This is a genomic window from Paenibacillus ilasis (assembly GCF_043195395.1).
Taxonomy (GTDB): Bacteria; Bacillota; Bacilli; order Paenibacillales; family Paenibacillaceae; genus Paenibacillus_AQ; species Paenibacillus_AQ lautus.
Genome location: NZ_JBHDJG010000003.1, coordinates 487915 through 505587 on the forward strand (window position 1 = coordinate 487915; position 17673 = coordinate 505587).

Sequence of the window (17673 nt, forward strand, 5' to 3'; positions counted from 1 at the left end):
AGTGTTCGTTATTTGACTGCTCCGTTCGTAACGCCCGCAAAAATGTACCGCTGCATAAAAAGGAACAACACGACCGTCGGAATGAAGATAATCAGAATGCCTGCCGAGATCACATTCAGCTGCGCCGCGTTCGGACCGATGAAGGAATAGATTGCGGTAGATACCACCTTCAGGTCCTGGCTCGGCATATACAGATACGGCGTGTAAAAATCGTTGTAAATCGAGATGCTCTTCAGAATGACCAAGGTGGCCGTAGCCGGTGCAAGCAGCGGGAAGATGATGGAACGGTAGATTTTGAACAGGGACGCTCCTTCCAGCATGGCGCTCTCATCCAGATCCCGCGGGATGCTGTTCACGAATTGCAGATAGATGACGATCTGAAGCACATCGGCTCCCAGGTACAGCAGAATCGGCGCAAACATCGTGTTGTAGGCCCCCAGGCTCTGGATGACGCTGAAGGTAGCTACCTGCGTCGTGACCATCGGGATGACCTGGGCGACCAGGTACATGCCCATGATCGCTTTTTTCATCTTGAACTCAAACCGTCCGACCGCATAAGCGACCATGGTGCCAAACAGGATATTGCCGACCACCGAAATGACCAATACGATCAGGATATTGCGAAAGCCGAGCCCCAGATCCCCGATATCGATCACCCGCTTGAAGTTATCGAAGTTCAAGAAATTGTCGGGCAAGTTAAGGCCGGATTGATAATACTCGACCTGGGTTTTGAACGCTCCCACGAAGATCGAGTAAATCGGAAAGAACACCACAAACAAAGCGACAACCAGCGTGAAATAGTTAAATATCGTAAAGCCGATCGAGCGTTCCCTTCTCATGATTGCTTCTCCTCCCTGAACAGCAGCTTCCGCTGGATGACAATGAACAGCAGCACGATAATTAGCAGCACAACCGCCATCGCCGAGGCCAGCCCGAAGTTCTGATACTTAAACGCCGTATCCACCGTCTTGATGACAAAGGTCGACGTATCGTTAGCCCCGAGCAGCATCACAAACGGAATATCAAACGCTTCGAGCGCGCCCGTCAAGGTAAGGATGAGCATTAACTCCAGCACGCCCCGTATGCTAGGCAAGGTGATATAACGGAACTTCTGCCAGCCCGATGCCCCGTCGATGGAGGCCGCTTCGTACAGGTCGCCCGGTATCGACTGCAGCGCCCCGATAAAGATGACCATGTTCAGCCCCATGTACTTCCACATCGAGATGAACGCCAGGGCAAAATTCACGATCCCCTTATCGCCCAGCCAGCTCTGCTGCCAGGACTCGAGTCCCAGCGCGCCGAGCAGCGTATTCAGTGAGCCGTATTCCATGTGGTATACGTTTTTGAACATGATGACCGTGGCTACGCTGTGCAGCACGTACGGCAGGAACAAAGCGACCCGGAAGCCGTTCCTCCCCTTCAGCTTGCTCGTCAGAATGACGGCAAAATAGAGGGCAAACACGACCTGGATGAGTCCCCCGATCAGATAATACAGATTGTTCTTCAGTGAACTGAACACTTCGGGCTTCGTAAAAATCTCGACGTAATTGTCAAAGCCGATAAAGTTCATATCCCAGCCGAGACCCGACCAGTCCGTCAAGCTGTAATACAACAGCGATAGCGCCGGATAATACGAGAAGGTCAGGGACAAGAGTACTGGAATGGCAAGGAAACCGAACAGAATAAGATAGCGCTGCGTTTTATAACTGAAATTGAACACGTTCCCTTCCTCGCTTCCTGGATGAAATGGTACCGTTTTCAATCATTATAAAAGACAGCGCCGTGAAAAATAATAGACTTTGTTTGGTTTTATTGTCCTCAATTTAGATAACAGTCACCTAACAAAATCGCGGTACTCCTTCGGCGTTTTCCCCGTCATTTTTTTGAACACTTTATTAAAATAAGCCGGGTCCGGGTAGCCCACGCGCTCGCCAACCATGTATGTTTTGAGCCCGTGATCCTCCTTCAGCAGCCGCTTGGCATGCTCGATTCGCACGGCGATGCAGTAGTCGGTAATCGTCTCGCCCGTTTCGGTCTTGAACAGCTTGCTCAAGTAGCTCGGGGTCAAATAGACCAGATCGGCGAGGTGCTGAAGCTCCAGTTCCTCGGTATAATGCTGCTGAATATAACCCTTGATCGTCTCCACTGCCCGATGTTCACCCTTCCCTTGATACAGAAGCCCGGCGGCCTGCTCAACAGCGCGCTTCAGCCTCCCCGCGAACGAACGCCAATTCTCGCTGTCCCCCGGCTCCAGGTTCCAATCCACATCTCCTGCGCCAATGCCGCGCTGCTTCATCTCATCCGCCACATGCGACTCCAGGGTCAGGCAAGCCTCTTTCAGCTCGGCCCAGCCTGGCCGCAGGGAAGCCAACTCATCCAACCAGGAGTCCACCGCGGCCGACAAGCGTGTATACTCACCGGCACGCAGTGCCGGGAGCAGCTGTTTATCCAGCGAACGGACAAGCCGGTAGCGCTCTTCCTTCTGAACCGGCGGTCTGCCTTCGCCTCCTGAGCAGCGCCGTTCGTCGCTGTACCAAGCCTGCTCCAGCACGCCCGCGGCTTCCATATAGGCTTGCGGCAGCCATCGGCTTCCACTGAACACGCCGCTGATGCCGAGTTTCGCCGAAGTCCCCGCGGGAAGCTGCTGCAGCAGCATGGCAGCCCATTCTCTCGCCATATTCGCATGGCTGGACTCCGCAATGGACACCAGGATCGCCTGCCTTCCTCCTTCCCAGCCGATAATTTTCCGCTCCGCCCCCCAAGCCGACGTCCACGCAAGCAGTCTCTCTTCCGCCATCTCCGGGAACGTGCGAAGGAGGAGCACGGCATAATATCCGTGGAACAGCGCCTGCTGATCCAGCCGGTTGCAGACTTCCTCGAACAGATGCTCCGGCATTTTTCGCTGATCCGTGCCTAACAGGAAGCTGACCAGATCATCTGACTCCAGCTTGCGCTCGTTCTGCTCGCCCTTAACCAGCTCATCGACGTTCTCCAGCATACGCAGCAGCTCTTTCATATTGACCGGTTTAAGCAAATATTCCAGGGCTCCCTGCCGCATGGCGGTCCGTGCATATTCGAAATCGTTGTAACCGCTGAGCACGGCGAATTTGGTATGGCTGGCCATCTGCTTGATATTCGCCATCAGTTGGAGCCCGCTCATTTGCGGCATTTTGATATCGGTAATGACCAGGTCAGGCTGGAGCTCATGCCATTGATCCAGCAGCTCCTGTCCGCTTGCAAACGTCCCCACGACGCGGTATTGCTCGCCTGCATCCCGTATCAGCTTGCCAAGACCCAGCCTGATCCGTTCCTCATCATCCACCACGGCGATGTTCAGCATTCGCAAGTCCTCCTGTTCTCGGTTCTTCTACATGTTCCGCGGGAAAGGTAATCCGAACGGTAGTGCCCTGCCCTTCCTCGCTGTCTACGGAAAGGCCGTAAGGCCTGCCGTATCGGAGTTGAAGTCTCTCATGCACATTTCGCAGCCCGACTCCCCGGCCGTCCGTTCCTTGGGGCTGCGCCTGATCCAGCACGCGGCGCAGCCTGGCAAGCGCTTCTGCCGACATGCCCAACCCGTCATCCGTAACGGTAAAAACATGGTTCATGCCATCCAAGGCGTAGGTAATGGTCAGATGCAGCAAGGGTTTGTTCTCGTCAAAGCCGTGATTGACGGCGTTCTCGATGATCGGCTGAAACAGCAGCTTCATCACCCGAATGGAATTAGCTGCCGAATCATCCGGCAATGTCAACACGAACCGCTCACCGTACCGGTAATTGAGCAGCTCGATGTAGGCTTTGACATGCTCCCACTCGTGCCTCACCTCAACGACCTCGCTGCCGGCATGAATGCTGTAACGGAGCTGCTGCCCTAACAGCTGAACCATATCCCCTACCTCATGATCGTTGTGAAGGACGGCCGTCATCCGAATCGTCTCCAGCGTATTGTAAATAAAATGCGGATTGATCTGGTGCTGAAGACGCTCCAGCTCCGCCTCCTTCTTCCGCTTCTCCATCGTGTAAATATCGTCGATGAGCTGTTTGATGCGTGCCATCATCCGGTTGAACGAGACCCCGATCAGCGAGGCTTCGTCACGCCTTCGGACCGGGAATACCACATCCAGCTTGCCGGTCTGCACCTGCTTCATCAGATGGACGATGGATCGCAGCGGTCTTGTCAGCGCATAAATAAGAATAAGAGAAATGATGAGCGCAAAGCTGGTAACGCCGACAGCCGCCGTGATCGTAATCTTGCGGGTCTTAAGCGCATCCTGCATCAGCTGCCGCTCCGGCACCGTAATCAGGATCAGCCAGCCGGTCTGCTCCGATTTCCGGTAAACAACAAGCTGCTGCTCGCCGTCGACCTCAAGACGAAAGCTTCCTTCGTGACCGGTGGCCTGGGCAAGCGCGGCATTGTCGGTCATGCTGCGGGACAAATATTTCTTCTCGCTGTCATAAATCACGGTCCCGTTGTCATCCAGGATGAAGGTGGTGCCGTGGGTGGTCTCCTCCAGATCGGTGACGATGTTCTCAATGACGCCGATGTTGGCATCCACCACAATGGTGCCGATGGAATGGTACGATTTATCGATAATGTCGCGCACAACCGTGAACATATACTGCTTGCTGCCGGCGGACACGGCGATCTCCTGCGTGCTGACCAGCACGGGTCGTCCGCCGGCCTCCGTGGCGAGCCTGCGCCAGTTGTCATAATACTGCTGCAGATTCGAGCGGTTGCCTCCGCTTTTGACCACGTAATACGGGTTGCCGTAAAGATCGAACAAGTACACGTTACTCGTGCCTTCCTTGATGTTGTTCATGAAATAGATGCTCCGCTCGACCTTGCGCGTAATCTGGAGCTTCAGCTCCGTCTCGTTCAGGCTTGCCCGTTCCTTTGATTCCCCTTCGGCCTGGTAGTAGCGGTTCGACATCTCAAGCCCTGACTGAATTTCATTGAGGTACGAGGGAATGATCGAAATTTTCATCATATCGGTCACGTAATCGTCCAGCTTGCCCATCATTTTGCTCGACAGCTGGGACACGTAGGCGACCGTATTGTTCTCGATGGTGGCCGTATAGCGTTCTGCCGCAAAATACGTGATGAGTCCGATCGGCAGGATAATCAGAAACAGAAAGACCACAAACAGCTTCCGGTCCAAGCGTCCGGCCGGCCGCTCCTTCCATAGACGGGTGATGTAGCCGCGCATATTCACATCACTCGACCTTCTTGGCATAAGCCGTGGATTCGCGAAGCATAAAGTCGCCGGCAAGCAGTATTTTTTCCAGCGGACTGTCCGGCTGCTCCACTCGTCTCATCAGCATCTCCACTGCCCTGCGTCCGAACGCCTCCTTGTTGACGTGAATGGTACTCAGCGACGGGGCCGCAAAAGCCGCATCCTCAATGTTGTCAAAGCCAGTAACCGAGCAGTCTGCGGGCACCTTGGTGCCCAGCTTGCCGAGCACCGTCATGACGCAGATGGCAATGGAGTCGTTCGCGCACACAAAGGCCGTCGGCAGCTCATCCATCCGGCTTATAATCATCTCCAGCGCATCCGTCATTTCGGAGCGGTTGTCCCCTTCAAAGCTAAGCAGCTCCTCAATCTGATCCAGCGGTAAGCCCTGCTCGCTGAGAACGGAGCGGTACCCTTGATAACGATCCGTGAAGCTGCGCGAGAACCGTACGTTGCCCACGAACTGGAGCCTTCGATGTCCGCACCCCGTCAGATAATTGGTTACCCGTCTCATGCACTCCACATTGTTCATGAACAGGGAGTCCGACGGAATCAGCGGATCTTCATGATCGATCAAGACGAAGGGGATATCCAGGCTGCGGATTTCGAGCAGCAGCTGTGACGAGATGAATCCGACGCCGATGATGCCTCTCACCCCGCTCGGATTAATCAGATTCGCAAAGCTGTCTTTAAATTGGTCAGTCACGATGACCATCCCCGTCTCCCTCAGCTCAAGCCCACTTGTGATGCCATCGATAATTCGCCCCCAATACAGGGAATCCCGCGTCTGGTAACGGACATTCGGCACAAGCACGATGACGGTCTCCTTTGCGGCTTGGCTGCCATCGGCGTTGGTTTCGCTCTTCTTGCCTCCGGCCTTCGGCGACTTGTTGGCAAAATAGCCGAGCTGGGTCGCGACGTTCACGATTTTCTCCCGGGTCTCCAAACTGACGCCGGATTTACCTGAAAGCGCTTTAGAAACTGCGAATTTTGAAAGGCCGAGATGATCGGCAATTTGCTGCATCGTGACTTTTCCAGCCATAACCTGCACACATCCTTTAGCGTAATCGGTTCGTTATTCGTTATAGTCATTAGCTATTTGTTATCATAACACCCCATTTATTAGGCAAACAATCAATAGTTTTGAATTAGACGACGGCACAGACAAAAGCCCGTTCCAGCCAGGAACGGGCCCTTTAACGATTCAGCTTATGAACGTTTCATTGCGTTAATGTGACTTCACCCATACGCTAACATTTGAACCTGTTAGCTGCCTTATCGCCCTGCTGCAGATGCACTATCGCCAATCACTTGCCTGAGCACAGGCTCAAGCCGGTCCGCCATCAGCTTGAAGCCGAGGTCCGTCGGATGAACCCCGTCAACCGTCGTTTCCCCGGGATCATCACCTAACCAATCCGATCCATCGACAAACGTTAGGTTATGATCTCCCGCCTCGGTCAGCTGCCGGATAAGATCCATCTGGAACTTCTTCCGCGCAAGCCGCCCTTCGAGAATCTCCGGCTTGAACGACTCGGCTCCATGGCGGATGCGGGATATCAGGATGATGGGAACCTCCGGATGAACCTTGCGGTAAGTCTCGATAAATAGAGGCAAGGTCTGTCGATAAGACTCAGTGCTCCCGGCGTTACCCTCGTAATCAATGACGAGACATGCGGGTTCCGGAATTTGAGCCGCCAGTACCGCAAGCTCCGACTCCCCTTTTCCGTTGCCGGAGAAACCCAAATTGATAAACTCCAGATGAAACCTGCGGCTTAAGATGTTTGTATACGACATGCCGGGCCGTGACGCGCATCCGCCTTGCGTAATGGATGTTCCGTATACAATCACTTTTTTGGAAGAATCATAGGATTCCGGTGCCCAAACCTCGGCCCCTGGTTCAAGTCCAATCCATATCTCTTCGACGCCCTGGTACAAGGGCATATTCAGGAGGAACGACCGTGCCTCGCTTGTCCCGGAATCAAATATGCTGCTCTCATACTCCACCTGGCCAGCCTGAAAACGAGCCGTTCCCGCATGCAGCCAATGGCCGGGGCCGCCGATATACGCATCCACGCCGCACTCCCCCGTTGGGGGCATGTGGTACATACCGGATCCAGCGGTCAGACGCACGCGGACCGACACGCTCCGCGAATTCGAGCGAAAGCGGATCTGACCGCCCGATGTGCAGTTCGCTAACGCATCCACCTCAGGTCGGATGTAAACATCCGGTACCGCAGGCAGTCTGCGATATATGCGTTCTGTATGGAACCAGCCAAATCCGGATACCTGAAACGGCCCCCTCTGGGGGGAATACCATATCCGTTCGTCCGCTCCATGGTTCTCGATCTTCATGTTCTGATCCAACTGATAAGGGGATACCTTCTCAGGTTCAGGAACATTGTTCTGCACAATTCTCGCCTCCCTATGTAGTTAGGAATGAATGGAAGCCAAAGCGCTTATCTTCTTCTCAAGTGTTATATCGCCTCATCCGCTCCGGTTTCGGAGCCATTGAGCCATAATATCAGAGCCTTCCTACCGGTCCCATGCGGTGGCAACCTCTTCCTTCAGCTCCTTCAGCAGTTCTTCCTTGTCGTCTCGGTAGAACATGTTGTAGGTGTCAAACGGGATCATTCGTCCGTCGGGATGCATGATGTGGACGCAGGATTTCTTGACGGAACGGACGTCGAAGTTATGGGCGTCCAGGAACTGCATGATAATGACCCGGAAGACGTTGTCATAGGTAATCTGCTCCGGCACGGCCGCCAGCGGCAGACAGCAGAGCAGGCTCTTCAGGGAAAGCGCAGAGGATTGCGGCGAATGGCCGGTCGACAGCAGCTCAAACATTTTGCCTCGGATCACCGGATCCTGCTCAAACACAATCGTGTTGCTGTCGCCCTCGAGCAGGATTTCCGGGTCGATCATCCGTGTCAACGGCAGCACTTCCCCGCCCAGCTTCAAGGCGTAGCCCATGGCCAGGCAATCCGGGTGGCAAGGAACCGGCAGAATGTCCGCATCCGTAAATACCTCGGACTGGTCGATGATCATCCGCCGCACTTCGCTCACGGTCAGCCGGTCGGTTGCCGGATCATACCCCTCCAGCCGGCCCGCAGCCTGAATCGGCTGAATGGTGACGCCGCGCACCGCTTTTTGCTGAAGTCCATACTGAATGATATCGCCGATTTCGCCGTCATTGAGGCCTTTCTTCAGCGTGACGACCAGTGTCGTGGAGATATTGAACTCATTCAGGTGATCGATGGCTTGCTGGCGGATGCGCCGCAGATCGGCCCCTCTCAGCTCCTTCAGCACATGAGCCTCAAAGCTGTCGAATTGCAGGTAAATTTCGAATCCTGGCATGTACTCGGCCAGCCTCCGCGCAAAATCGCGGTCCTGGGCAATGCGGATGCCGTTTGTGTTCACCATAATATGCTTGATCGGACGGCTCTTGCACATGTCCAGGATGTCAAAGAAATCCGGATGCGTCGTCGGCTCACCACCGCTGATCTGCACGATGTCAGGCTCCCCCTCGTTCTCCACGATCCGGTCGAGCATGAATTCGATCTGCGTTAGCGACCGGTACGAGGTACGATGCGGCGACGATTCCGCGAAGCAGATCGGACACTGCAGATTGCAGTGGTCCGTGATCTCTAGCAGCGTGAGGCAGCTGTGCTGCTCATGGTCCGGACAGAGCCCGCAGTCATAAGGACAGCCGTAACGGATCGGCGTATTCCAGACAAGCGGCATTTCGGACGGCTTGATAAACTTTCGCGTCTGATGGTAATAATCGGCCTCTGTGGCGATCAGCACTTTTTCCGGACCGTGAACGAGGCATCTTTTGAGCATATAGATCATGCCATTCTCCTCGATGATCTTGGCTTCCACTTTGCGGTAACAGGTCGTGCATATGCTATTCGTCAGTTCATGATACAGATAAGGCCGGTTTTTTGGCATAATCAAGACTCCTTTGGTCAACTTGGAAGATGGGAACCCGGCATGAAGCGGCGAAGCCGGTTTCTGCCGCCGATCAGCCATGCATAATAGATGAGGCCCGCGATGCAGGCTAATTGGATATTGTTCAGTCCCAGGTAAGGATGCGGCGTCGGTTTGATCCAGTCGATCACCAGGCGGAACAGCAGATACCCGGCCATAAACCATTGAAACATCCGCCCGGACACGTAGCCCTCGCGAGTGGATCTGCCGCGGCTTTGGCGGTACAGCGGAAGCAGCAGCAAGGCCAGCACGATCAGGAACAGGATCTCATACAGCTGAGTCGGATGGCGATAAACCCCGTCGCCAAAATCCACGCCTGTGAACCAGGTCGTCGGCGTGCCATAGGTATGGTCATCCAGGCCGGTCAGAAAACAGCCAATCCGTCCGAGTCCCAGGCCCAGCATCAGCGGGTAAACAAAATCGTCACCCGTGGAATGCTTCCATCCCACCAAGCGCTTTGTCAGCTCGACGCCGATCAATCCGCCCAGAAGACCGCCGACAATCGTCTTGCCTCCCCATAGCAGGTGGAATTGGCGCAGCTGTTCCCAAGTGGCAGCCGGATCCTCCAGCCAAAATAGCAGCTTGGAGCCAATGGCCGCGCCAGCGATGATTCCAGCCAGAATCTGCAGGCTCATCAGCTTGGTCATGCCGCTCGGCCTGCGGGTCCATAAATACACGCGGAAGCCGATAAAGTAAGCCAGCGATTCAAACAACACATGTGGATGAATCCGCCAGGAACCCAGGTACAAATAAACAGGAAACTCCATCTGTCCACTCCTTGAAATAATAACTGAATTGAAAATTGCGCTTGTCGGAACTAGGAACACGTGCGTTAATAAGAAAACAGTATGGCTCCGCAGATCGTCAGCAGCAGCAGCGCAAGACCGCCCAAGATAGCCAGTATGGAGACGATTACGGTCACCCATACGTTCCTAGGCCGTCCCGGCATGCCGGGAACGGGGTTCATCTCACCGCAGCGATAGCGGCAGCGGCCCGTCTCCGGATTATGGCATTCCTCGCATACCGGCTTTCCGCAGCGCGTGCACTGAGCGACGGCCTCCCTCTCGGGATGGTTCATGCAGCGGTAGACTTCCATCCAATCACCTCACTTGGCATTTAACCCTTATATTCCCTATTGTAAACGTTGCCGGGGAATTAAACTACCAGATTCGTAATGACCGTTGTCCACTGATCATGAGGAGTTTCAGTCACCTCAACTGGAGCTTCCAAACTGCGAATTCGCGTTAACAACATAAAAAGGCAAGCCATCTGCCCCATTCGAGCCAGTGCTTGCCTATCCATTCCAGTGTTCTATCCGTCAGCTCGTGGAGCATCCTGCCAAACATTAAACTTGTTGCCGTCGAGATCCTTGAATTTGAACTGCAATCCGCAGAAAAACCAGCGGCTCGACCATAAGCGACATTTATTCTGTCAACGATTACAACCTATCCCCGCGCCGAGTAGTGGACCATATTGAACAGCACTGCAAGGACATCTGTACCGTGAGCAGTGGTATGTTAAAACTTTTATCGAACAGAAATTTTCATAATATTTCGGCTGACGGCAATCAGGTAGCGAAGTATGAAAGGACATAGTCATGGCAGGTCTCAATATGAATATTTTTAAAGTGTCTGTACGACTAGCTCTTTGATATGCGTTTATCAGCAACCTCTCGGTTATGTCACTTGTTGCTGGTCTTCTTGATCAAGTCCACGCCATCGTATGCCAGACTTTCCACACTTGCAGCCTTCTGCAGTAAGTAATGATCAAAAAAGTTCTTCGTATAGTCTGTAACAAGATTTCGCATCTCCATAGCATCCCGTTCGCCTCTGAGTTCCTCATTAACACTGGTAAACACGATGTCGCAGTAATCTAAATGCGCAGCACGATCAACAGAGAAATAATAGGTTTCCATGCTATTGTTAGCGCCAATTATCGCATTCATATTATAGTTAGGTTCACAAAACAGCAGCAAGAAGGGTTTCTTAAGGTCGCTGTCCTGAAGTCCGAACGCACCGCTATCCAAGCCAATCCCGCAGGCGAACCGGTCGTCGTCCCGGCAAACAATCGCCGTCGTAGGCCCTCCATAAGAATGTCCGACTATGCCCATGCCGATGTCAAGCAGCAGTCTGCCCTTAAAGATGGAATTCAGCTCTCCAGAGTCCAGTTTGTAAAGATAATCGGCTGCATACCTTACATCTTCTGCCTGTAATTCACTATACTCTGTTACCTTGGCAAGTATCGGCAGTGTAAGCACGTTACGGCACATCTCAATGGCAGTTTCATCGTCAGGCCGCATCTCCATCTTACCAGCCAACGCCAGCATCTCCGGATCTTCGGAAAACGCCAAAATGACATCCGAAAAATCCTTTGATACATTAAACAGGCGCCCATCTTTACGCTTATACATCGTGCTATTCTGATGGCCGATGCTTACCACAACATATCCCATGCTTGCCAAGTCTGTGCAGATCACTGTACCCCATTCTGGAGAACCGCCCCCGCCGCAAACATAGAATAACACCGGATAGCGCTTTTCCTTCCCGGAGAGAGCAAGGTCGTCGTAACACTGGGTCTTGATATCTATAGAGAAAACATCCTTCAACGCAGTGAGAAGTGGCTGCTCATTAAACATCTCGTAGACTTCAGGAAACATGTACGTTGATGTAGCCTTACCTTCGCTGCTGTCGGACGGATAGTACACAAACGCCGTCAGTTCTCTTTTTGAGTGATCTGATGCCGTGTACTCAAAATCCATCTGGGTTCGACCGACAGTATAGCCGCCAATTGGTTCTGGAAATGCGTCATAAGTTTTCATTTACTTGTTCCCCCTTAATTAATAAAAGTGGCGAATATGAAATACATACGCTGCGCCATGAGCACTTTTCAAAACGGTGAAACTATTACATCCTAGCTTCAGTGAATCATATCTACTCCCTGGCTTTCTTGATATCGCTAACCATTTCAGAATATTTATGATCTTCAAGCAGCCCGTGACCCATAAAATCAGCAAAGTACTTGCTAATCTTAAATTGCAGCTTAGAGTCCTTAATACCGAATTCCCTAAAAAACATGACTAAATTAAACTGCATTGACTCAAACATAAAAGAAATCAGGTCGTCGTCAATATCAGGTCGGAGATATCCATCAACCCTCATTCGGCGTAAAATGTCCTTGATCAAGGGGAACGACTCGCCCTTTAACACATTTAGATATATTTTAAGTAGAATGTTCTCGGGAATGTGTAAGAGTGTTTCAGTGAGTTTGATTTCCAACTCATTCAGTGGCTCGGTCACAATGCCATTAACGTTACCTAATAAGCCAGTAAGGAAAAATCGGAAAAGGGAATCTTCATGACTGTTATTGAAATACGCAGCTCTTTTCTGGGTCACATTACGTATTAAGAGACAATAAAGGTCATCTTTGTCTTCAAAATACCGATAAAATGTTCCGGGGTGCATGGACAAACTATCCAAAACCATCTTCATAGTTATATCCTCGTAAAGATTATCAACAAAAAGATGCATAGCGTTATTAGATATCTCCTCGCGCCTTGCTTCATCTAAACGATAGAACGAATTTTTTGGCATAGATTACTCCTTAATGTGAAGTGTGAACTCATTCACACCATACCGATAATCCATTCACATGTCAAGTCGTATTGAAATATTAATATCCATATAAAAGATTAAAACCATTGCATAGAACATTATCCTTCCTAAGAGATAAGTTAATGGAGTTGTTTCGTTTTTTTATATGACCTTTGGTTGTGAGAGAATTTGTAGATAAAGGGAGTGGAGTTAAAAAGAAAAGGGATGGATTAACTGAGGCATTAGATTTTGTTCGAAGCGGAGACACAATCGTTGTTTGGCGATTATCGACTTGGAAGAAACATGCAGGAACTTATAAGTGTTGTTAATGATCTGAATGAAAAAGGGATTAGTTTTTATAGACTGCAGGAAAATATTACGATGGATAAAAAAATTCCACTGGGGGTATGGAAATAATGCTCGAAGTCACGGGCAAGATGCTGCTTTAAGACTTCTCTGGCACGTCGTATTCGGCTTTCAACCGCAGATACCGACATGTTAAGGAACTGTCCGATCTCTTTCATGGACCACTCGCTTAAGTAGTGCAGCACGACAACGGATTTACTCTTCTCCTCCAATTCTTGCAAGGCCCCCCCAGACGGAATCATGGATCACATATTGTTCCAGCCAGGGCGTGATAATGTCAGATGATGGAGCCGTTTCGTGCAGCGGGAGCTTTCGCTTGCTTCTTTTTGGCAAAATCGAGGCTGGTCCGGTGCGCAATCGCATATAGCCAGCTGCCAAGCTTGGCAGGATCGTTCAGCATATGCAAAACGCCTCCTGTACGGCATCCTGAGCCTCGTGGAAGTCCCCCAGTACACTGTATGCAACGGATAGCAGGGGGTTGGAATACTGATTGACAATCATCCGATAAGCTTCAAAATCCCCCGCTTTAGCATCTTCTATCCGTTGTTGGGATAGCAGTGAATCCTCCTTCATTTAGGATAGATCCTCCCACCGTGCCCACATCTCTTGCGGATTGAGCTCATACACCCCGTTGTCCCTGAACATGAAATGGTGCATGATGAACTCCCGGCGAAGAGTCGCAAAGTCCTCATGGTAACCCTGAATAAACTCGTTGATTTCCTTCTCGGTGTACTTCCGTCCCTTCTCCAGCCGGGATACCAAATGCGTAAGCACGATAAGTTTCTTCTTCAGCTGGGCAGGGATGCTCTTCAGCTTTCCTTCGGAAGTGAAAAAATTGTTCACAACAGCGTCCCTCGTCCGCTGATCTTCTTCCTCCAAGCGCTCCGGAACGCCCTCGGGCCTCACTCTTTGGTAGATTAGATTTTCCGTAGCAGTTGCACTATTTTTGATGAAATAATGGTTTAACGAGAAATAGATCGTGTTCTTATCCCTGCGCTCTTTGATCAGGCTCGCTTCCCGCAGCTTCGCTGCATGGTGCGTGATCGTTGCCGGCGTGACACCGATCTTCTCGGCCAAAACCTGTCCGTTCAATTCGCCTTCGGCTAGCAGGATCAGCATTTTAATTCGCGTCGGATCTGCAAGCGCCTTATGATAACTAACTACCTTATCCAATTGCATGGATATGTTCACTCCCTACACAATTTGACGAACATCTAATTTGCGATTCATTAAATTAGATATTATCCCATCTGAAATTCAAAGTAAACCTCCTCAATCTCACGCACATGAAATAGCCCGCTCCATTTTCGTAAGGAGCGGGCTGCTGCATGACTAACGTTTCTCAAGTTTCGTACTCACATGCAGATAACCGACGAACCGATTCTTACACGACAGCTGCGTCGACTCTGGACTGATCGGCATTCTGGCATCTCTTGCATACCTTCATCGCCTTGCCGTCCGACTTGTTGGCGACGTAGAGGAGCTTGATGCGAGACGTGCTGCATACCGGGCATGTGCCGCGGCCACGTGATGGCATGTTCCAGAGTGCGCGGCCCCGTTTTGTTTTGGCCATGTTTCATATCCCCTTTATTTCATAATCTCTCTAATGTTGTTGCGAACCCATCGCACAGCTTGTCCAATATGCGATTTCCCTTTGTTAAACGAATCGCAGGAAATACAGCCTGATATCTGTGCAACTCCATTATAGAGGACGCCCCACCGCCAAATATAGGGAATAAATGCTTATGAATTCTTTTTTACATAAGTGGTATCAAGCCTTCACGCGGTCATGAGACCAGCTCCTCCTTTATAATCCAATATTACGCTTGAGGCCTTGATAGCTTCCTGACTCCGGAAATCCTCGCTTAACGATCGTTGTAAACTTCTCGGAGAACCCATGGCTCGCTAAATCTGCGATGGGGACCAGGACCACATCGCCGATAGGATTGAGATCGAACTCGTTCGATGGAAGTCGGATCTCACCCTCCAAACGTTCCAGCAAAAAAGTAATATGTAACAGTGAGGGCGATGAATCCGGTTTATCGCATAGATATAGAAGTTTCTTCACTTTTGTGATTAGCCCGGTTTCCTCTTCCATTTCTCGAACCATGGCTTCTTCCAGGGTTTCCCCCTGCTCTACCCTTCCTCCGGGCAGCGACCAGCCACGTTCTGACGAAACACTCTGTTTGACCAGCAAAATACGTTCGTCTTCAATCAGGATTCCGGTCACTCTGACCTGCAACAGATTGCTCATGACCACACCGCCAATTCGTTGGATTCTTCTTTCCATGAAAAATACTTAGGTTAGCTTGCGCCATGCCTCCTCCGCTCTTTGCACACTTTCCTTCGTCCACGGCGGTGCCTTGGGGTGATTCATGATCTCGGACAGCGTCATCCACTGTACCGACTCGACCTCGTCCGGACTCTTGCTGTAAGGCGTCCCCTTATCATACTCGCACAGGAACACCATGTTGATGACAGGACGGTAATCGTCCGTTACAAAAGAAGAGCTGTAGACATACTTGACGTTCTCCTTCACCTCGACGCCAACTTCTTCGTAAAGCTCCCGCTTCACCGTGCGCTCCAAAATATCCAGCGTGTGCCCCTCCCTGTCGACTTTGCCTCCGGCTAACGATAGTGTTCCTCCCGCATGCTCTTCCTTCATGCTCCGCGTAATCATCAGCCACTGCCCGTCCTTGCAGACGGCCCCTTCTACGTTGACGATAAACATGACACCCCTCCTCCAACAACCTTTGATCTTACTTTACACGATTCCGGCGTCGGTTGACCATTGACTCTTACCTTACAGGAGGCCGCAAAATAGGTTCCAGCATTAAATCTGTAAGGAGGAATATCATCATGCCAAGCTCCATCCGTTTGCTCCACAACGGCTTCGTCCGAGCGATCCTGATTTCCAATGTATGCTCCCAGCTCGGAATATGGATCCGAAATTTTGCCGTCCTGCTGTATGTCATGGACATGACAGGCGGGAATGCTTTTGCCATTTCCATGATTTCCGTCGCCGAATATGGTCCGATCTTTCTGTTTTCGTTCATTGGGGGTGTATTCGCCGACCGTTGGCGTCCCAAAGCAACCATCGTCTGGTGCGAGATACTCAGTGCCTGCTCCGTCTTTATCGTGTTTCTGATGCTGGAATCCGGCTCGTGGGGCGCTGTATTCTTCGCAACCTTATGCTCTTCCATCCTCTCGCAGTTCGCCCAGCCCTCCGGCATGAAGCTGTTCAAAATCCATGTGCGGGACGAGGATGCTTCCATTGGCATGTCGCTGCTGCAAACGCTGTTCTCTCTCTTCATGATCATCGGTCCGATTCTAGGCACATGGGTGTTTCAGCAATGGGGCATATCGGCTGCCCTCGTGTTAACGAGCGGATGGTTCATGTTATCTGCCCTTGCCATGCTGTTTGTGCCTAAAGACCAAGAGGCATCTATGAACACAGCAACAGCAGCTCCCTCCATTCTTCAAGATATGGCCGACGTCATTTCGTTATGTTGTATTCAAAAGAGATCTGCTGCGGCTAAGCCTCTGCTTCATGGTTGTGGGTCTTGGGGTGGGACTGATCTCCCCGCTCAGCGTATTTCTGGTGACCGAACGCTTAGGCTTGTCCGCTCAGGACTTGCAGTGGATTACCATCCCTTACGGTGTCGGCGAAATCCTGGGTGGAATCATAACGTTTATGCTCGCTTCCCGAATCGCTCCCAGTCGGTTACTGATGATGGGGTTAATTGTGAACGGCGCAGGCATTCTCATGCTGGGTCTGTCGACGCTCCTCTGGCTGACCATGCTCTCGCAATTCCTGATTGCGCTGCTGCAGCCGGCTATTTTTATCGGGAACCATACCTTGGTCATGCAGCAAACGGAACAAGCCTACATTGGCCGGGTCACCGGAGTCCGTACGCCGCTCATGACCGGAGCCATGCTGATCACAATGGGATGCTCCGGCCTATTGAAGCAGGCCATGTCACTAACTTCCGTATATGCTTTGGCTGGCGCATGTTTTCTCGCTGGATTCTTGATGATTCTTCCACTTCTTCGTCAGGGGAATCACATGATATCTGAAGATGGTGAAGCAACCGAAACTTAACCTCCTGCACAGATCAAAAACCGAGCGAAACGCGGATTTCTCCATGTCTCACTCGGTCATTTGCTTTTTCCTAATGGCGCCTTAATCCGCGTCGTCTTCTTCCTCAACCTTTAGGATTCTTCCCGATTTCGCGAGAATTTCAACTTCAAACAATCTGTTGTCGGATGTCAGAATAAATATTTCATAGACCAACACGCCATGCTCCAAATCCATATCGACATGAACGATTTGACCCGGCACACGGGCAAGTGCTATTTCTTGAGCTTGCTGCATGGAGACTCTCTGCCTGGTCATCGGCCCTGGTACATGATAGTAATTACCGTACATTCGAAAAGTAACCCCCTCAATGAAAAAGTCCGCTCATGTACCATATGAGGGGAGCTGCTTCTTGGTGCCTATT

The 17673-nt window shown here is 51.4% G+C and carries 20 protein-coding genes and 2 pseudogenes; 3 read left to right on the forward strand and 19 right to left on the reverse strand.

Annotation, left to right across the window (positions count from 1 at the left end):
- Positions 1 to 8: 8 nt before the first annotated feature.
- The 11 genes from ACETK5_RS26355 to ACETK5_RS26405 all read right to left on the reverse strand — a co-directional run bounded on the left by ACETK5_RS26355 (position 9) and on the right by ACETK5_RS26405 (position 12805).
- Positions 9 to 839: a carbohydrate ABC transporter permease gene (locus ACETK5_RS26355; protein ID WP_100540471.1), complete on the reverse strand. Its 831-nt coding sequence runs from the start codon at positions 837 to 839 to the stop codon at positions 9 to 11.
- Positions 836 to 1720, reverse strand: a complete 885-nt coding sequence (locus ACETK5_RS26360) for a carbohydrate ABC transporter permease (protein ID WP_100540470.1) — start codon at positions 1718 to 1720, stop codon at positions 836 to 838. The genes ACETK5_RS26355 and ACETK5_RS26360 overlap by 4 nt, the downstream gene beginning before the upstream one ends.
- 114 nt (positions 1721 to 1834) lie before the next feature.
- Complete coding sequence (locus ACETK5_RS26365; RefSeq protein ID WP_394058795.1) at positions 1835 to 3340, reverse strand: response regulator transcription factor; 1506 nt, start codon at positions 3338 to 3340, stop codon at positions 1835 to 1837.
- Positions 3315 to 5204, reverse strand: a complete 1890-nt coding sequence (locus ACETK5_RS26370; protein ID WP_394059105.1) for a sensor histidine kinase — start codon at positions 5202 to 5204, stop codon at positions 3315 to 3317. Before ACETK5_RS26370 ends, ACETK5_RS26365 begins: the two co-directional genes overlap by 26 nt.
- Positions 5205 to 5211: 7 nt before the next feature.
- On the reverse strand, positions 5212 to 6270 hold the full coding sequence (locus ACETK5_RS26375) for a LacI family DNA-binding transcriptional regulator (protein ID WP_394058797.1): 1059 nt from the start codon (positions 6268 to 6270) through the stop codon (positions 5212 to 5214).
- A gap of 233 nt (positions 6271 to 6503) precedes the next feature.
- Complete coding sequence (locus tag ACETK5_RS26380) at positions 6504 to 7637, reverse strand: SGNH/GDSL hydrolase family protein (protein WP_394058798.1); 1134 nt, start codon at positions 7635 to 7637, stop codon at positions 6504 to 6506.
- A gap of 123 nt (positions 7638 to 7760) precedes the next feature.
- Complete coding sequence (locus ACETK5_RS26385) at positions 7761 to 9176, reverse strand: radical SAM protein (protein ID WP_076322754.1); 1416 nt, start codon at positions 9174 to 9176, stop codon at positions 7761 to 7763.
- Between the two features lie 17 nt (positions 9177 to 9193).
- Positions 9194 to 9982, reverse strand: coding sequence for a prolipoprotein diacylglyceryl transferase family protein (locus tag ACETK5_RS26390; protein ID WP_100540466.1), 789 nt, complete (start codon positions 9980 to 9982; stop codon positions 9194 to 9196).
- Between the two features lie 65 nt (positions 9983 to 10047).
- Positions 10048 to 10311, reverse strand: coding sequence for a B-box zinc finger protein (locus ACETK5_RS26395; RefSeq protein WP_326117326.1), 264 nt, complete (start codon positions 10309 to 10311; stop codon positions 10048 to 10050).
- A 585-nt stretch (positions 10312 to 10896) separates the two neighbouring features.
- The gene (locus ACETK5_RS26400; RefSeq protein WP_394058801.1) at positions 10897 to 12033 is read right to left on the reverse strand and encodes an alpha/beta hydrolase; all 1137 of its coding nucleotides are present in this window, start codon (positions 12031 to 12033) and stop codon (positions 10897 to 10899) included.
- 112 nt (positions 12034 to 12145) lie between these two features.
- Positions 12146 to 12805 carry a TetR/AcrR family transcriptional regulator gene (locus ACETK5_RS26405; protein ID WP_394058803.1) on the reverse strand — a complete coding sequence of 220 codons (660 nt, stop codon included), beginning with the start codon at positions 12803 to 12805 and terminating at the stop codon, positions 12146 to 12148.
- Positions 12806 to 12971: 166 nt separating this feature from the next.
- Between ACETK5_RS26405 and ACETK5_RS26410 the strand changes: the two are divergent.
- Positions 12972 to 13210: pseudogene (locus tag ACETK5_RS26410) on the forward strand (recombinase family protein); the annotation flags it as partial.
- On the opposite strand, the gene ACETK5_RS26415 reads toward ACETK5_RS26410, so the two are convergent.
- The 7 genes from ACETK5_RS26415 to ACETK5_RS26445 all read right to left on the reverse strand — a co-directional run bounded on the left by ACETK5_RS26415 (position 13162) and on the right by ACETK5_RS26445 (position 15902).
- Entirely contained in the window at positions 13162 to 13413 is a 252-nt protein-coding gene (locus ACETK5_RS26415) for an RNA polymerase sigma factor (RefSeq protein ID WP_394058805.1), read from the reverse strand. The pseudogene ACETK5_RS26410 and the gene ACETK5_RS26415 overlap by 49 nt on opposite strands.
- A 35-nt stretch (positions 13414 to 13448) precedes the next feature.
- Positions 13449 to 13571 carry a hypothetical protein gene (locus ACETK5_RS26420; RefSeq protein WP_394058807.1) on the reverse strand — a complete coding sequence of 41 codons (123 nt, stop codon included), beginning with the start codon at positions 13569 to 13571 and terminating at the stop codon, positions 13449 to 13451.
- On the reverse strand, positions 13565 to 13744 hold the full coding sequence (locus tag ACETK5_RS26425; RefSeq protein WP_394058809.1) for a sigma factor: 180 nt from the start codon (positions 13742 to 13744) through the stop codon (positions 13565 to 13567). Before ACETK5_RS26425 ends, ACETK5_RS26420 begins: the two co-directional genes overlap by 7 nt.
- Positions 13745 to 14350, reverse strand: a complete 606-nt coding sequence (locus ACETK5_RS26430; RefSeq protein WP_326117329.1) for a DUF2087 domain-containing protein — start codon at positions 14348 to 14350, stop codon at positions 13745 to 13747.
- Between the two features lie 205 nt (positions 14351 to 14555).
- Positions 14556 to 14744, reverse strand: a complete 189-nt coding sequence (locus ACETK5_RS26435; protein ID WP_394058811.1) for a hypothetical protein — start codon at positions 14742 to 14744, stop codon at positions 14556 to 14558.
- 234 nt (positions 14745 to 14978) lie between these two features.
- A complete protein-coding gene (locus ACETK5_RS26440) occupies positions 14979 to 15425 on the reverse strand; it encodes an NUDIX hydrolase (RefSeq protein ID WP_100540838.1) in 447 nt (148 codons plus the stop codon).
- A 45-nt stretch (positions 15426 to 15470) separates the two neighbouring features.
- Positions 15471 to 15902 carry an NUDIX hydrolase gene (locus ACETK5_RS26445; RefSeq protein ID WP_394058813.1) on the reverse strand — a complete coding sequence of 144 codons (432 nt, stop codon included), beginning with the start codon at positions 15900 to 15902 and terminating at the stop codon, positions 15471 to 15473.
- Positions 15903 to 16030: 128 nt separating this feature from the next.
- Between ACETK5_RS26445 and ACETK5_RS26450 the strand changes: the two are divergent.
- A pseudogene (locus tag ACETK5_RS26450) lies at positions 16031 to 16573 on the forward strand (MFS transporter); the annotation flags it as partial.
- 154 nt (positions 16574 to 16727) lie between these two features.
- On the forward strand, positions 16728 to 17273 hold the full coding sequence (locus ACETK5_RS26455; protein WP_394058814.1) for an MFS transporter: 546 nt from the start codon (positions 16728 to 16730) through the stop codon (positions 17271 to 17273).
- A gap of 81 nt (positions 17274 to 17354) precedes the next feature.
- Here ACETK5_RS26455 and ACETK5_RS26460 read toward each other — a convergent pair whose 3' ends face one another.
- Complete coding sequence (locus tag ACETK5_RS26460) at positions 17355 to 17600, reverse strand: PepSY domain-containing protein (protein WP_100540458.1); 246 nt, start codon at positions 17598 to 17600, stop codon at positions 17355 to 17357.
- Positions 17601 to 17673: the final 73 nt, after the last annotated feature.

Bases quoted from the DNA above. Each gene is read 5' to 3' on its own strand.
- ACETK5_RS26355 (WP_100540471.1), bottom strand. From the start codon at position 839: ATGAGAAGGGAACGCTCGATCGGCTTTACGATATTTAACTATTTCACG.
- ACETK5_RS26365 (WP_394058795.1), bottom strand. From the start codon at position 3,340: ATGCTGAACATCGCCGTGGTGGATGATGAGGAACGGATCAGGCTGGGT.
- ACETK5_RS26370 (WP_394059105.1), bottom strand. From the start codon at position 5,204: ATGCGCGGCTACATCACCCGTCTATGGAAGGAGCGGCCGGCCGGACGC.
- ACETK5_RS26375 (WP_394058797.1), bottom strand. From the start codon at position 6,270: ATGGCTGGAAAAGTCACGATGCAGCAAATTGCCGATCATCTCGGCCTT.
- ACETK5_RS26385 (WP_076322754.1), bottom strand. From the start codon at position 9,176: ATGCCAAAAAACCGGCCTTATCTGTATCATGAACTGACGAATAGCATA.
- ACETK5_RS26390 (WP_100540466.1), bottom strand. From the start codon at position 9,982: ATGGAGTTTCCTGTTTATTTGTACCTGGGTTCCTGGCGGATTCATCCA.
- ACETK5_RS26395 (WP_326117326.1), bottom strand. From the start codon at position 10,311: ATGGAAGTCTACCGCTGCATGAACCATCCCGAGAGGGAGGCCGTCGCT.
- ACETK5_RS26400 (WP_394058801.1), bottom strand. From the start codon at position 12,033: ATGAAAACTTATGACGCATTTCCAGAACCAATTGGCGGCTATACTGTC.
- ACETK5_RS26405 (WP_394058803.1), bottom strand. From the start codon at position 12,805: ATGCCAAAAAATTCGTTCTATCGTTTAGATGAAGCAAGGCGCGAGGAG.
- ACETK5_RS26415 (WP_394058805.1), bottom strand. From the start codon at position 13,413: ATGATTCCGTCTGGGGGGGCCTTGCAAGAATTGGAGGAGAAGAGTAAA.
- ACETK5_RS26420 (WP_394058807.1), bottom strand. From the start codon at position 13,571: ATGCTGAACGATCCTGCCAAGCTTGGCAGCTGGCTATATGCGATTGCG.
- ACETK5_RS26425 (WP_394058809.1), bottom strand. From the start codon at position 13,744: ATGAAGGAGGATTCACTGCTATCCCAACAACGGATAGAAGATGCTAAA.
- ACETK5_RS26430 (WP_326117329.1), bottom strand. From the start codon at position 14,350: ATGCAATTGGATAAGGTAGTTAGTTATCATAAGGCGCTTGCAGATCCG.
- ACETK5_RS26435 (WP_394058811.1), bottom strand. From the start codon at position 14,744: ATGGCCAAAACAAAACGGGGCCGCGCACTCTGGAACATGCCATCACGT.
- ACETK5_RS26440 (WP_100540838.1), bottom strand. From the start codon at position 15,425: ATGAGCAATCTGTTGCAGGTCAGAGTGACCGGAATCCTGATTGAAGAC.
- ACETK5_RS26445 (WP_394058813.1), bottom strand. From the start codon at position 15,902: ATGTTTATCGTCAACGTAGAAGGGGCCGTCTGCAAGGACGGGCAGTGG.
- ACETK5_RS26460 (WP_100540458.1), bottom strand. From the start codon at position 17,600: ATGTACGGTAATTACTATCATGTACCAGGGCCGATGACCAGGCAGAGA.